This is a genomic window from Streptomyces sp. Isolate_45 (assembly GCF_024721315.2).
GTDB lineage: Bacteria > Actinomycetota > Actinomycetes > Streptomycetales > Streptomycetaceae > Streptomyces.
This window is the reverse complement of record NZ_JANFAK020000202.1, coordinates 1-13,368: the sequence shown is the minus strand read 5'-3', so window position 1 is coordinate 13,368 and position 13,368 is coordinate 1. Positions and strand designations below refer to the sequence as shown.

10 protein-coding genes and 1 pseudogene are annotated in these 13,368 nt (G+C 73.1%); 8 read left to right on the top strand and 3 right to left on the bottom strand.

What is annotated here, in order from left to right; all coding sequences use genetic code 11:
• Positions 1-319: 319 nt before the first annotated feature.
• Positions 320-1,261, bottom strand: a complete 942-nt coding sequence (locus NOD94_RS36365) for a beta-ketoacyl-ACP synthase III (protein WP_281210507.1) — start codon at positions 1,259-1,261, stop codon at positions 320-322.
• 205 nt (positions 1,262-1,466) lie between these two features.
• On the opposite strand from NOD94_RS36365, the gene fdhD reads away from it, so the two are divergent.
• Positions 1,467-2,303, top strand: coding sequence for a formate dehydrogenase accessory sulfurtransferase FdhD (gene fdhD, locus NOD94_RS36360; protein WP_281210506.1), 837 nt, complete (start codon positions 1,467-1,469; stop codon positions 2,301-2,303).
• A gap of 149 nt (positions 2,304-2,452) precedes the next feature.
• Here fdhD and NOD94_RS36355 read toward each other — a convergent pair whose 3' ends face one another.
• Positions 2,453-2,878: a (2Fe-2S) ferredoxin domain-containing protein gene (locus tag NOD94_RS36355; protein ID WP_281210505.1), complete on the bottom strand. Its 426-nt coding sequence runs from the start codon at positions 2,876-2,878 to the stop codon at positions 2,453-2,455.
• Between the two features lie 9 nt (positions 2,879-2,887).
• Positions 2,888-3,925, bottom strand: a complete 1,038-nt coding sequence (locus tag NOD94_RS36350) for a bile acid:sodium symporter family protein (protein ID WP_281210504.1) — start codon at positions 3,923-3,925, stop codon at positions 2,888-2,890.
• A gap of 740 nt (positions 3,926-4,665) precedes the next feature.
• Here NOD94_RS36350 and NOD94_RS36345 point away from each other — a divergent pair.
• From NOD94_RS36345 to NOD94_RS36315, 7 genes and pseudogenes are all read left to right on the top strand, one after another.
• Positions 4,666-5,070 (top strand): hypothetical protein, encoded by a 405-nt coding sequence (locus NOD94_RS36345; RefSeq protein ID WP_281210503.1) that lies wholly within the window; start codon positions 4,666-4,668, stop codon positions 5,068-5,070.
• Between the two features lie 72 nt (positions 5,071-5,142).
• A complete protein-coding gene (locus tag NOD94_RS36340; RefSeq protein ID WP_281210502.1) occupies positions 5,143-6,180 on the top strand; it encodes a D-alanine--D-alanine ligase in 1,038 nt (345 codons plus the stop codon).
• A gap of 323 nt (positions 6,181-6,503) precedes the next feature.
• Positions 6,504-6,976 (top strand): annotated as a pseudogene (locus NOD94_RS36335) (DMT family transporter).
• A gap of 73 nt (positions 6,977-7,049) precedes the next feature.
• Complete coding sequence (locus tag NOD94_RS36330; RefSeq protein WP_281210501.1) at positions 7,050-7,901, top strand: LysR substrate-binding domain-containing protein; 852 nt, start codon at positions 7,050-7,052, stop codon at positions 7,899-7,901.
• Positions 7,902-8,236: 335 nt separating this feature from the next.
• Positions 8,237-10,060 (top strand): long-chain fatty acid--CoA ligase, encoded by a 1,824-nt coding sequence (locus tag NOD94_RS36325; protein ID WP_281210508.1) that lies wholly within the window; start codon positions 8,237-8,239, stop codon positions 10,058-10,060.
• A gap of 116 nt (positions 10,061-10,176) precedes the next feature.
• Positions 10,177-11,442 (top strand): ABC transporter substrate-binding protein, encoded by a 1,266-nt coding sequence (locus tag NOD94_RS36320; protein ID WP_281210500.1) that lies wholly within the window; start codon positions 10,177-10,179, stop codon positions 11,440-11,442.
• A 16-nt stretch (positions 11,443-11,458) separates the two neighbouring features.
• Positions 11,459-13,368 (top strand): ABC transporter permease (locus NOD94_RS36315; protein ID WP_281210499.1); only part of this gene is annotated, 1,910 nt, incomplete at its 3' end.

Here is a 13,368-nt window from a genome sequence, read left to right as displayed (position 1 = left end):
GGGGGACTTGAACCCCCACGCCCGATAAAGGGCACTAGCACCTCAAGCTAGCGCGTCTGCCATTCCGCCACCCGGACCAGGTGGTCGGCCCCGGTTTCCCGCGGCGACATGGACAACAATAGCAAAGGATCGGAGGGGTTCCGACCACATATCCGGGGCGCCCGTGCTCCGCCACGCCGCGCTGACCTGCGCGCATGCCTGACGCCGGGTTGCGGGACGGACCGTCTCGCGGGGCGGGGGCGCCGGGCGATCGACGCCCGCCCCGGGCCGCACCGGGCGTCGTCGACCCGGCACGCGGAGGAGGCGTCGCCGGCCGCGCCTACGGGCAGTGGATGACCTGGCCCGCGTAGGAGAGGTTGCCGCCGAAGCCGAACAGCAGGACGGGGGCGCCGACGGGGATCTCACGGCGTTCCACGAGCTTCGACAGGGCCATCGGGATGCTGGCCGCCGAGGTGTTCCCGGAATCCACGACGTCACGCGCGACGACGGCGTTGACGGCGCCGATCCGGGCGGCGAGCGGCTCGATGATCCGCAGGTTGGCCTGATGGAGGACGACTCCGGCGAGTTCCTCCGGGGTGATCCCGGCCTTCTCGCAGACCTTGCGGGCGAGCGGCGGCAGCTGGCTGGTGGTCCAGCGGTAGACGGACTGGCCCTCCTGCGCGAAGACCGGGGGCGTGCCCTCGATGCGCACCGCGTGGCCCATTTCCGGTACCGACCCCCACAGGACGGGCCCGATGCCCGGCTCCTCACTGGCCTCGACGACGGCCGCGCCGGCGCCGTCGCCGGTGAGCACGCAGGTGGCGCGGTCGGTGTAGTCGGTGATCTCGGTCATCTTGTCGGCGCCGATGACCAGGGCGCGGGTGGCGGAGCCGGCACGGATCGCGTGGTCGGCGGTGGCCAGGGCGTGCGTGAAGCCCGAGCAGACGACGTTGATGTCCATGACGGCCGGACCGCCGCCCATGCCGAGCTTGGCGGCGACGCGCGCGGCCATGTTGGGCGACCGGTCGATGGCGGTGGAGGTGGCCACCAGGACGAGGTCGATGTCGTCGGGGATCAGTCCGGCGTTCGCGAGCGCCTTCCCGGCGGCCTGGTAGGCCAGCTCGTCGACCGGCTCCTCGGGTCCCGCGACGTGACGGGTCCGGATGCCGACCCGGGACCGGATCCACTCGTCGTTCGTGTCGACCATGGCCGCGAGGTCCTCGTTGGTGAGCACTTTCGCGGGCTGGTAGTGCCCTAGCGCCACCACGCGTGAACCGGTCATGGGCGGGGTCCCCCTCTGTACGGAAGTCAGGATTTCCCAGCTTGGCCTGCTACCGGCCGGTACAGGGGCGCGTGACCCGACAGGAATCTCACACCGATGTTTGGAGAATTCCGAGCAACTTCCTGCCGGGGGCGTCGTGCGCCGCAGATCCGCGAGAATGTCCTCGTCAGGTGCACGACGAGGACAGAACGGATGGGCGATCGCCATGGGACGGGTCACCGAGCGGCGCCGCGTCGTACGGATCCGGGACGGGGTGGTCGGGGTCCGCCCGGACACGCTGGTGGCCGAGGAGCCGCTGGAGATCCGGCTGAACGGGAAACCGCTGGCCATCACCATGCGCACACCGGGTGACGACTTCGCGCTGGCCGTCGGCTTCCTCGTGAGCGAGGGCGTGATCGCGCACGCCTCGGACGTCCGCGCCGTGACCTACTGCGAGGGCGCCGCCGAAGACGGTTCCAACACCTACAACGTGGTCAACGTGCAACTGGCCGCGGGAGTGCCGCTGCCGGACATCACCCTGGAGCGGAACGTCTACACGACCTCGTCGTGCGGTCTGTGCGGCAAGGCCAGCCTGGACGCGGTCCGCACCGCGACGCGCTTTCCCGGCATCGCCGCCGATCCGGTACGGGTCACCCCGGAGCTCCTCGCCGAGCTGCCGGACCGGCTGCGGGCGGCGCAGAAGGTGTTCGACCGGACGGGCGGGCTGCACGCGGCGGCGCTCTTCTCGGCCGGGGGCGAGCTGCTCGACGTACGGGAGGACGTGGGGCGGCACAACGCCGTGGACAAGATCGTCGGGCGGGCCGCCCAGGCCGGCCGGCTACCGCTGACGGGAGCGGTGCTGCTGGTCTCGGGCCGGGCGTCCTTCGAGCTGGCGCAGAAGGCGGTCATGGCCGGGATACCCGTACTGGCGGCGGTGTCCGCGCCGTCCTCACTGGCGGTGGACCTGGCACTGGAGTCGGGGCTGACGCTGGTCGGCTTCCTGCGGGGCCGGGACATGAACGTGTACGCGGGCGAGCAACGGATCGTACTGCCGGGCGCGTAGCGGGCGCGGTGGGCAGCCTCGCGGCGGTCGGTGCGTGCTCCCGGCAGGCCGGGCGGAAGCCCGCGTACCGGACGTACTCGGGCTTCCGCCCGGTGCGGCGGGAGCGCGTGCCGGCCGCCGTGAGGCGGACGGGAGTTCGACGACAGGCCCTAGCGGCGGCGGCCGCGGCGCGGGGCGGGCGCCGGCTTGGGTTCCGGCGGGTCGATCCGGTGGAGGTCGAGGGTGGCGGGGAGCGGGGTGCTGCCCGGTCCGCCGGACTCGGCCCAGGCGATGATCTCGTCCGTCGCTGTGTCGTCCAGGGCGAAGCCGAACCAGACGGCGCGCGCTCCCCGGCGGCGGTTCTCGGTGGTGGGTTGGACGACGATGACGTTGGCCTGGGCGCACGGGCCGAGGCAGTCGCTCGTGCGGACGGCCAACCGGCCCTCCGACGCGGCGGCCGCCTCGCGCAGCCGGGCGAGTTGGCCGACGTGGTCGGAGCCCGGGTTCTTGCGCGGGTCCCCGCAACAGCAGCCCCGGCAGACCACCAGGGTGCAGGGGCGTGGGGCGTTGGCGGCGAGCGGGCGTATCCAGGTCACCGACGCACGTTACCGGCCCCGTGGGGCGGGGTGTTGAACGGCGCGGGAGACCTCCGCCACATCGGCGGGGACGTCGGTCACCGGGTCCTGGGCGCGCCGTCGGGCCACGACCGCACAGACCATCAGCTGCATCTGGTGGAACAGCATCAGAGGCAGTACGGCGAGGCCGGCCTGGGGGCCGAACAGGACGCCGGCCATGGGCAGCCCGACGGCGAGGCTCTTCTTCGAACCGGCGAACTGGATGGCGACGCGGTCCTCGCGGTCGAACCCGAGGCGCTTGGTGCCGTACCAGGTGACCAGCAGCATCACCGCGAGGAGCACCGCCTCCACGACCATCAGCGCGCCGAGCCGCGGGAGGCTGACCTGGCGCCAGATCCCGGCCGTCATGCCCGCGCTGAAGGCGGCGTGGACGACGAGCAGGATCGAGCCGCGGTCGACGTATCCGAGGACCTGCCGGCGGCGGACGAGGAAGCCGCCGACCCAGGGGCGCAGGACCTGGCCGAGGAGGAACGGCAGCAGGAGCTGTACGACGATCTTGAGGAGGGAGTCGAGGGAGAAGCCGCCCGAGCCGCTGTCGAGCAGGGCGGCGGCGAGCAGGGGGGTGAGGACTATCCCGACGAGGCTGGAGAAGGAGCCGGCGCAGATCGCGGCGGGGACGTTGCCCCGGGCGATCGAGGTGAAGGCGATGGACGACTGGACGGTCGAGGGGACCAGGCAGAGGAAGAGCAGGCCGCTGTGGAGGGGCTGCGTGAGAAGGCCGGGTACGAGGAACCCCGCGGCCAGGCCGAGCAGCGGGAAGAGTACGAAGGTGCAGGCCAGCACGGTGAGGTGGAGCCTCCAGTGGCGCAGGCCCGCAAGGGCCTCGCGGGTGGAGAGGCGGGCGCCGTAGAGGAAGAAGAGCAGGGCCACCGCGCCGGTCGCGACACCGTTCGCGACGCCGGCGGCCTGGCCCCGGACGGGGAACAGGGCGGCGAGGCCGACGGTCCCGAGCAGGGCCAGTACGTACGGGTCCAGGGGGAGCCAGGACGGGAGTCGGGGGCGGCGCATGCGGGGGCTCACTTGCTGTCGGGGTGGTACGGGCCGGGGCCTGACCGGGCCGGCGGGGTCGGCGGGTCGGGCGGGACCCCCGGGCCGGACACGGCGCGGGCCCCGCGCCCATCGTCGCCAATCCCCGGCCATCGGGAAACCAGCACACCGCACTGACTGTCATCACGGGATGCGATGACCACATGGGCACGGGTGCCCAGCGGTGTCGCCATCGGGGGGCGGTCGCCGGCCTGCGGGCCGAGCGCCCTGCGGCCCCGTCCGCGAGGGCGCGCCGTGCTCCTCGACCCGGGTGGGGGGCGGGTTCACCGGACGGGGCCCGCTGGGCTCCTCGTCGATGCGGGGGACCGCGAACGTCGGGCTCGCCGTGGGCTCGGCGATCGCCGGACTGGGACTGGTCGCGGACAGCCGGGGCTGGTACGTGGGCGTGATCCTGGGGGACGCGGCGACCTTCGCGCCGGCCGCGGCCACGACGCTGCGCATCCCTGCCGTGGCGCCGGTGGGGGCGCCGCGCACCGGCCCGCGGCTCACGGCCCTGCGCGACCGTCCCTTCCTCGCGTTCACGATGCTGGACGGGCTGATGTCCATGCACTTCTACCTCCTCGAACTGGCGCTGCCGCTGTGGATCGCCACGGCCACCCACGCACCCCGCTGGGTGGTGTCCGTGCTCTTCTGCATCAACACGGCCTGCGTTCTGCTGCTCCAGGTCAGGGCCACGAAGGGCACGGAAACGCTCGCCGGCGGTGCGCGCGGCCCGACGCGCGGGGCTCGTCATCGGCCTCGCCTGCGTGTTGTTCGCCCTGGCGGGCGGGCGGTCGACCTGGCTCGCGGTCGGGCTGCTGGCCCTGGGCGCGTTGGCCCACGTGGCGGGCGAGCTGTGGCAGTCGGCCGCCGGCTGGAGCATCTCCTTCGGACTGGCCCCGGCGGAACGCCACGGCGAGTACCAGGCGACCTACTCCACCGGGTTGTCGCTGTCGCGCATCTTCGCCCCGGCCGTCCTGACGCTGCTGGTGGTCGGCTGGGGCGTCCCGGGCCGGCTCGTGCTCGGGGCCCTGTTCGCGTCGGTGGGCCTGCTGATCTCCCCCGTCGTCCGGTGGGCCACCCGCACCCGCGGGACCGCGGACGAGCCCGCCGGTGCAGAGGTCTGAGCAATGGTGTCCGTCCGTGGTCGCGGACGGGGTGAACACGGAGAACAAGAGGGAGTACGACAGACTTTGTCCATGCGAATCGTGATCTTGTGTGGTGGAGAAAGCGCTGAACGCGACGTGTCGTTGGCGTCGGGAAGTTCGGTCGCCCGGGCGCTCCTGGAGCGCGATCACCAGGTGGTCCTGGTCGATCCCGGTGCCGAGGAGCCGGTCCTGGCCGGTCCGCTCCGCCCCGGCGACGGGGTGGACGCGTTCGCGGTGGGCAAGGAGCCGCCGTCCGCGGCGGGCCGACGGTTGTTGCGGGAACGCGTGCGGGCCCGTCTGACGGAGGGGCCCGTCCTGGACCTCCTCCGGGAGGCGGACCTCGTGTTCCTGGCGCTGCACGGCGGCTGGGGCGAGGACGGCCGCGTGCAGGACCTCCTGGGCGCGGCGGGCATCCGGTTCACCGGCGCGGGCAGCGCGGCCTGCGCGGCGGCGTGGCACAAGGACCGGGCACAGGCCGCGCTGGCCGCGGCGGGACTGCCGGTGGTCGAACGGGCGGTGTGGAGGCCGGGCCCCGGTGAGGTGCCGGAGGAAGTGCGGCGGCTCGTCGCCGCGGGACCGGTCGTGGCGAAGCCCGTGGCGGACGGGTCCAGCGTGTCGGTGCACCTGGTGGACTCGCTCGCGGAACTGGCGCTGGTCGCCGCCGGGACGGGACCCGACGGGGTCGAGCTGTTGGTGGAGCCGTTCCTGCCGGGACGGGAGTTCACCGTCGCCGTGGTGGGTGACCAGGTGCTCCCCGTGGTCGAGATCGAACTGACCACGCCGTTGTTCGACTACACGGCCAAGTACCAGCCCGATGCGGTGACCGAGGTGTGCCCGGCCCGGGTGCCGACGGACTTCGCGGACCGGCTCCAGGAGCTGGCGCTGCGCGCCCACCAGGTCCTCGGCTTCGGCACCGACGTGTATTCGCGCACCGACTTCCGCTGCGACGCCGCGGGCGAGCCGATGTGCATGGAGGTCAACGCGCTCCCGGGGCTGACGGCGACCAGCCTGCTGCCCCTGGCCGCGACGGGTGCGGGGTGGACGTACCCGGATCTGATCCAGCACATCGTGGACCTCGCGACGCGCTGACCCCGGCCGGGACCGACCACGGGGCGGGGAGCGGCATCACGTCGAGGCAACGCTCCCCGCCCGACCTCCGCCATGGGGGGTTTCCCTTTCGCGATGAGCCGATCGATCGCCGTCGCGCTGCGCGCGACCGCTGCCGTGCCGTCGCCCGCGGGCGTTCGAGAGCCCGCGAGAGAGCCCCGTCGATGCCGTCCGATCGGCGGTTCGGGCGCCAACCGGGGCAGGGGATGCACCACCGTCAACGGCGGCCGCGCCAGGACCCGTTTACCCCAACTCGCCTTACACATGGGCGGGTTGATCACTCACGCCAATCGTTGGGGTGCATCATGACCGCAGAGTCCAGCGTGCTCACACCCCCTCGGGCCCCCGCCTCCGCCCCCGCCAACGGCACGCTCCTCGCCGCGCTCGGGGTGGCGGCTTTCTCCTTCAGCTTCCCGGGGACCGTCTGGGCGCTCGACGGGTTCGGGCCCTGGAGCGCCACCGGGGTTCGCGGCGTCTTGGCCGCCGCGATAGCCGTGGCGGCCCTGCTGTGGACCCGGGCACCGCTTCCGGCACGCACCGACCGGATCGCACTCGCGGTGGTCGCCGGCGGGTGCGGGTCGGAGCGTTCGTCCTCTGGTACCAGGGCATGGGCCGGATCGGTGTGCCCCGGGCGAGCCGGCTCCAGCCGGCCCAACCGCTGCTGACGCTCGTCTGGGCCGTGCTCCTCCTCGGCGAACACCTCAGCCCGGCCGCCCCGCTCACCGCGGTCGTGGTACTCGCCTGCATCGTCGTCACGCAGCGGGCCCGGGCGTCCTGACCACCCCGACGCCCCGGTCGGGCGGCCCGCACGGGTCGGGTCGGATCCCGACGGCACGGCCTAGCATGGCCGCATGTACGACCCCGTTCAGTTGCGTACGTTCCTCACGGTGGCCCAGACGTTGAGCTTCACGCAGGCCGCGGACCGGCTCGGGGTGCGGCAATCCACCGTCAGCCAGCACGTGCGGCGTTTGGAGGAGGCGACCGGGCGGGCGCTCTTCGTGCGGGACACGCACAGCGTGGCGCTGACGGAGGACGGCGAGGCGCTGCTGGGGTTCGCGCGGACCATTCTGGAGGCGCACGAGCGGGCGGCCGCCTGGTTCACGGGGACCCGGCTGCGCGGGCGGCTGCGGTTCGGGGCGTCGGAGGACTTCGTGTTGACCCGGCTGCCGGAGATCCTGGAGGGGTTCCGGCACGAGCACCCCGAGGTGGACCTGGAGCTGTCGGTGGAGTTGTCGGGCACGCTGCACGAGCGGCTCGACGCGGGCCGGCTGGACCTGGTGCTGGCGAAGCGGCGCGGGCCCGGGGACGAGCGGGGTCGGCTGGTGTGGCGGGACCGCATGGTGTGGATCGGGGCCGAGGGGCTGCGGGTGGATCCCGAGCGTCCGGTGCCGCTGATCCTCTTCCCGCCGCCGGGGATCACCAGGGCCCGGGCACTGGAGGTGCTGGAGCGGGAGGGCCGGGCCTGGCGCATCGCCTGTACGAGCGGCAGCCTGAGCGGCCTCATCGCGGCGGCCCGCGCGGGGCTGGGAGTGATGGCGCACACCAGGGGGTTGATCCCGCCGGGGCTGGCCCGGGTGGGGGGTCTGCCGGAGCTGGGGCCGGTGGAGTTCGCGCTGCTCCAGGGTCGGCGTCCGACGCCGGCCGGTGAGGCCCTGGCGGCCGCCGTCCTCGCGGGCGGGGACCGCCTCAGCAGGCCGGCGTAGACCGGTCGGCGGCCCGCCGCCGGAGCACGCCCGGGTGATGTCCGGGTCGATTTTCGCCGGTTCCCGTCGGGGCCGCGCCCCGGGGCGGCCCGCTCCGTACGGGCCCGCCCGGATCCCGCCCCGGGCCTCTTCCCCGGGGGTGGTCGTCGCCCCGGCGACAGCGCCGGGCCCGCGGTGGTGTGCCGCAGGTCCGGGCGGGGGGACGGGCGCGGTTCCGGGCCGCCGGGCGGGGTCCCGGGCCGGGCCGTAGGGATCTTGTGGAGGTTTCCCGGGGGCTGCCGGGCGCGGGGTCCGGTGGGGTAGCGTCGCGGCGCCCCAGGGAGAGGAGCGGGATGTTGCGCGAGTTCACCGTCCCACCCGTGGTCACGAGCGTGCCGGTCGGCGGTCTGGCCGACGTGGTCTTCGAGTACGCGGGGCAGGATCCGGACCGGGTGGTCCTCGGCCGCAAGACGGGCGGGGTGTGGCGCGACGTGACCTCGCGGGAGTTGGCCGGGGAGGTGCTGGCGCTGGCCAAGGGGCTGCTCGCGCAGGGCATCCGGTTCGGGGACAGGGTCGCACTGATGTCCCGTACCCGCTACGAGTGGACGCTGTTCGACTTCGCGCTGTGGGCGATCGGGGCGCAGCCGGTGCCGGTCTACCCGACGTCCTCGGCGGACCAGGTCCAGTGGATCCTCCGGGACGCGGACTGCGTCGGATGCGTGGTGGAGGACGAGAACCAGGCGATGACGGTCGGATCGGGCATCGAGGGCCTGCCCGGGCTGCGCCGCCTGTGGCAGCTCGACGCGGGCGCGGTCGAGGAGCTGGTGGCCGACGGCCGGACGGTGGCCGACGACGTGGTGCACCGGCACCGGCGGGCCGTCACCCCGGACGCCGTGGCGACGGTCATCTACACGTCGGGGACGACGGGCAGACCCAAGGGCTGTGTGCTCACCCACGCGAACTTCATGTTCGAGGCCGACACGATGGTGGCGCGCTGGGAGCCGGTCTTCCGGGCGGGGCCGGGCGAGGAGGCGTCGACGCTGCTGTTCCTGCCGCTGGCGCACGTCTTCGGGCGGATGGTCGAGGTGGCGGCGGTGCGGGCCCGGGTGAAGTTGGGGCACCAGCCGGTGCTGGCGGCGGCGGAACTCCTGCCGGACCTGGCCGCGTTCCGGCCGACGTTCGTCCTGGGGGTGCCGCACGTCTTCGAGAAGGTCTTCGCGGCGGCCCGTCGGAAGGCGGAGTCGGAGGGGCGCACCGGGCCTTTCGACCGTGCGGTGGAGACGGCCGTGCGGTACGCGGAGGCCCGGGAGGAGAAGGCCTTCGGGACGGGGGCGGGACCCTCGGCGGGGCTGCGGATGGAGCACCAGCTGTTCGAGAAGCTGGTGTACGGGAAGGTCCGCGAGGCCATGGGTGGCCGGGTGCGGCACGCGATGTCGGGCGGTTCGGCGATGTCGAGGCGGCTCGGGCTGTTCTTCGACGGCGCGGGCATCAGGGTGTTCGAGGGGTACGGGCTGACGGAGTCGTCCGCGGCCGCCACCGCGAACCCTCCGGGGGCGACGAAGTACGGGACGGTGGGGCAGCCCATCCCGGGCAGCGCGGTCCACATCGCGGAGGACGGGGAGGTGTGGCTGCACGGCGGGCACATCTTCTCCGGGTACCTGAACGATCCGCGGGCGACGGCGGAGGTGCTGCGCGGCGGGTGGTTGGCGACCGGGGACCTGGGGCGGCTCGACCGGGACGGGTACCTGACCATCACCGGGCGGAAGAAGGAGATCCTGGTCACCTCCAACGGAAAGAGCGTGGCGCCGACCGCGTTGGAGGAGCGGGTGCGTTCGCATCCGCTGGTGTCGCAGTGCGTGCTGGTGGGCAACGACCGGCCGTTCATCGCTGCGCTGGTGACCCTGGACATGGAGGGGGTCGCGCACTGGTTGTCGCTGCGGGGGCTGCCGCAGCTGACGGCCGGCGAGGTGGTCGGGGATCCGGAACTGGCGGCCGAGGTGCGGCGGGCGGTGGTGGCGGCCAACACCCTGGTCTCGCAGGCCGAGGGGATCCGCACCTTCCGGGTGCTGGCCGAGCAGTTCACGGAGGAGCGCGGGCTGTTGACCCCGTCCCTGAAACTGAAGCGCCGGGCGATCGAGAAGGCGTACGCGCGGGAGGTGGAGGAGCTGTACCCGTCGTGACGGCGTGCCCCGGGCGATTGAATCTGACGGTCCGTCATTTCACTTGGTGATTAATATTGACGGTGCGTCAGCTCGCGCACAGAATGCGGGGATTCCGACCCGAGGGGGATCCACCCATGCCGCGACCCATCCGCGCCCTGGCCGCCGTGGCGGCCGCCCTCGCGCTCGTCACCGCCTGCAACTCCGCCTCCAACCAAACCGACCCGGGCAAGCCGGGGGGCGGGGACCCGGCCGTGCGCGGCGTGAGCGCCGGTTCCATCAAGGTCGGCGGCATCGTGTCGATGACGAGCGCGGGCGGCTACAGCAAGAAGGACACCGACCTCGGGGCCAAGGCCCGCTACCTGCGGGCCAACGCGGAGGGCGGCGTCCACGGCCGGAAGATCGACTACATCGGGGCGGAGGACGACGGCCAGGACCCCGGCAAGAACCTGGCCGCCGCCCGCAAGCTCGTCCAACAGGACAAGGTCTTCGCGGTCTCCCCCATGAGCTCGGTGACCTTCTCCGGAGCGGACTTCCTGGAACAGGAGAAGGTCCCCACCTTCGGCTGGGGCACCCTGCCCTCCTTCTGCGGACCCAAGCACATCTACGGGTTCAACGGCTGCCTGGTCCCCAGCCCCGGCGGCACCATCAACCAGACCTGGCCCGAGGGCATCGGCCAGGTCCTCGGCGGCAAGCAGGGCAAGTCGGTGGCGATCATCGCGAACGACAGCGACGCCGGGAAGTTCGGCATCCGCACCTTCCAACAGGGCTTCACCAGCGCCGGGTTCACGGTGTCCTACGCCAAGGCGTCGGTCCCGGCGACCGCCGTGCCCAGCGACTGGTCCGCATACGTCAAGGACATCCTCGGCAGCAACGGCGGCAAGGCCCCCGACGCGGTCGTCTCCGTCATGCAGACCCCCAACAACATCGGCCTGTTCACCGCGCTCAAGCGCGGCGGCTACCAGGGTCTGCTGACCGACCCGACGGACTACGACCCGGGGTTGCTCGCCAAGGACGCCACCAAGCAGGCCCTGGACGGGGTGCACGTGCTCCTCCAGTTCGAGCCCTTCGAATCGGAGAGCGCCGGCATGGCCCGCTTCAAGGCGGACATCAGGGCGGCGGCGGGCGGCCAGGACGTCCCCCTCAACATGCACATGTTGACCGGGTACATGTCCGCCGACCTCTTCCTGGCCATCGCGCAGAAGGCCGGGAAGGACCTGACCGTCACCTCGTTCCAGGCCGCCGCCCAGGGCTTCTCCGACACCGGCACCCTCGTCGGCGACCGGTCGGAGCCGAAGGGGCAGAAGGACAGCTTCGGCTGCGGAGCGCTCGTGCGGCTGAAGGACGGCAAGTACGAGGTGTCCGTGCCGTTCAAGTGCCACGAACCGATCCCCTTCGGCTGAGGGCCGGGGCAGCGGGATGGAGGACCTGCTCGTCTTCGTACTGAGCGGCCTGGTGTCCGGCGCCCTGTACGCGCTGCTGGCCACGGGGCTGGTGCTGTCGTACTCGGCGTCCGGGCTGTTCAACTTCGCGCACGGCGCGACCGCCTACCTGTGCGCGCTCACCTTCTACGAGCTGCACTCCGGGCTGGGCTGGCCGGCCGTTCCCGCCGCGTTGCTGGTGGTGTGCGTCCTGGCCCCCGGACTCGGCTGGGGGTTGGACCGGCTGATGTTCCGGCGGCTCGCCCGGGTCGGGGAGACCGCCCAGATCGTGGCGACCATCGGGCTGCTCGTGGCGCTGCCCGCCGCCGGACTGTGGACGGTGGAACTGCTGGCCGGCGCCGGCGCCCCCGTCAAGCCGGCCGAGAACCAGTTCGGGCTGCCGGGGGTGGGGCCGAGCCCGGCCAGGTCCTGGCAGCTCGCGGACGGCGTCGGCGTCGACTCCGACCAACTGATCACCTGGGTCGTCACGGCGGTGGTGGCCGTCGCCCTGTGGGTGCTGATGCGGCACACCCGCCTCGGCCTGCGACTGCGGGCCGCCGTCGACAACCGTTCGCTGACCGAGCTGCGCGGGATCAGCGCCGACCGGCTGTCGTCGGTCGCGTGGATGATCTCCTCGGGTCTGGCGGGGCTCGCGGGGGTGCTCGCGACCCCGCTGCTGGGGCTGTCCGCACACGACTTCACCCTGTTCCTGTTCGTCTCGGCGACCGCCGCCGTCATCGGCCGGTTCGCGTCCGTACCGCTCGCGTTCGCGGGCGGGTTGGGGCTCGGAGTCCTGCAGAACCTGGTCGCCGGCTACGCCTCCTTCGCCGAGGGGATCACCGGGTTCCGCACGGCGGTACCGTTCCTGATCCTGTTCGGGGGGCTGCTCGTACTGACCCGACGGGCCCGCGCCGCGGGGGTCTCCGCGGTCGAGGTACCGTCCCCGGACCATCTCGCGGGCGCGTCCTGGAAACGCCGGTGGGGTGGGTGGGCGGTGGCCGCCGCCCTGCTGTGCGTGGCGTTCTACACCGTCACCACCCCCTTCTGGACCGGACTGCTCGCGCAGGGGCTGGCCATCGCGCTGGTGTTCATGTCGTTCACCGTGGTGACCGGGCTCGGCGCGATGGTGTCGCTGGCCCAGGCCACCTTCGTCACCGGGGCCGCGCTCGTCGCGGGTCTCCTGATGAGCCGGGGCTGGCCCTTCGTGGCGGCGCTGGCGGTGGGAACCTGCGTGGCGGCCGTGCTCGGGGCGCTGGTCGCGCTGCCGGCGCTGCGGCTCGGCGGGCGTTCCCTCGCGCTGGCCACGCTGGCCCTGGCCTTCCTCGCCGACCAGGTGCTCTTCCAGCTGCGGTGGTTGCGCAACGGGGACTCCGGGTGGTCCGTCCCGCGCCCGGTGATCGGTCCGCTGGACCTGTCGGACGACCGGGCCTTCGGGGTGGCCCTCGTCGTCCTGGCCGCCGTCGTGGCCGCCGCGCTGGGCGCGCTGCGCGATTCGCCGTCCGGGCGGGCGATGCTCGCCGTACGGTCGGCGCCCGCGGCGGCCATGGCGTCCGGGGTTTCCGTCCTGCGCACGAAGCTGATGCTGTTCATGCTGTCGGCCGGCCTGGCCGGTTTCGGCGGCGTCATGTACGCCTCGTTCAACACCCGGATCACGGCGACCGACTTCACGGCCATGACGGGGCTGGTGTGGCTGGCCGTCGTCGTGGCGGCCGGGGTCCGCCGGCCGCAGTACGCGGTGGTGGCGGGGCTGGTCTTCGCCGTGGCCCCGCGGGTGCTGGCGGATTGGGTGACGGAATCGGCGCACCTTCCGGTGATCCTGTTCGGGCTGGCGGGACTGGCCCTCGCCAACGATCCGGACGGATACTGCGCGGCCCTTCCGGTGCGCCGGGCCCGCCGGGCGGCAGCCGC

Bases quoted from the DNA above. Each gene is read 5' to 3' on its own strand.
- NOD94_RS36350 (WP_281210504.1), bottom strand. From the start codon at position 3,925: ATGCGCCGCCCCCGACTCCCGTCCTGGCTCCCCCTGGACCCGTACGTA.
- fdhD (WP_281210506.1), top strand. From the start codon at position 1,467: ATGGGACGGGTCACCGAGCGGCGCCGCGTCGTACGGATCCGGGACGGG.
- NOD94_RS36340 (WP_281210502.1), top strand. From the start codon at position 5,143: ATGCGAATCGTGATCTTGTGTGGTGGAGAAAGCGCTGAACGCGACGTG.
- NOD94_RS36320 (WP_281210500.1), top strand. From the start codon at position 10,177: ATGCCGCGACCCATCCGCGCCCTGGCCGCCGTGGCGGCCGCCCTCGCG.
- NOD94_RS36330 (WP_281210501.1), top strand. From the start codon at position 7,050: ATGTACGACCCCGTTCAGTTGCGTACGTTCCTCACGGTGGCCCAGACG.
- NOD94_RS36365 (WP_281210507.1), bottom strand. From the start codon at position 1,261: ATGACCGGTTCACGCGTGGTGGCGCTAGGGCACTACCAGCCCGCGAAA.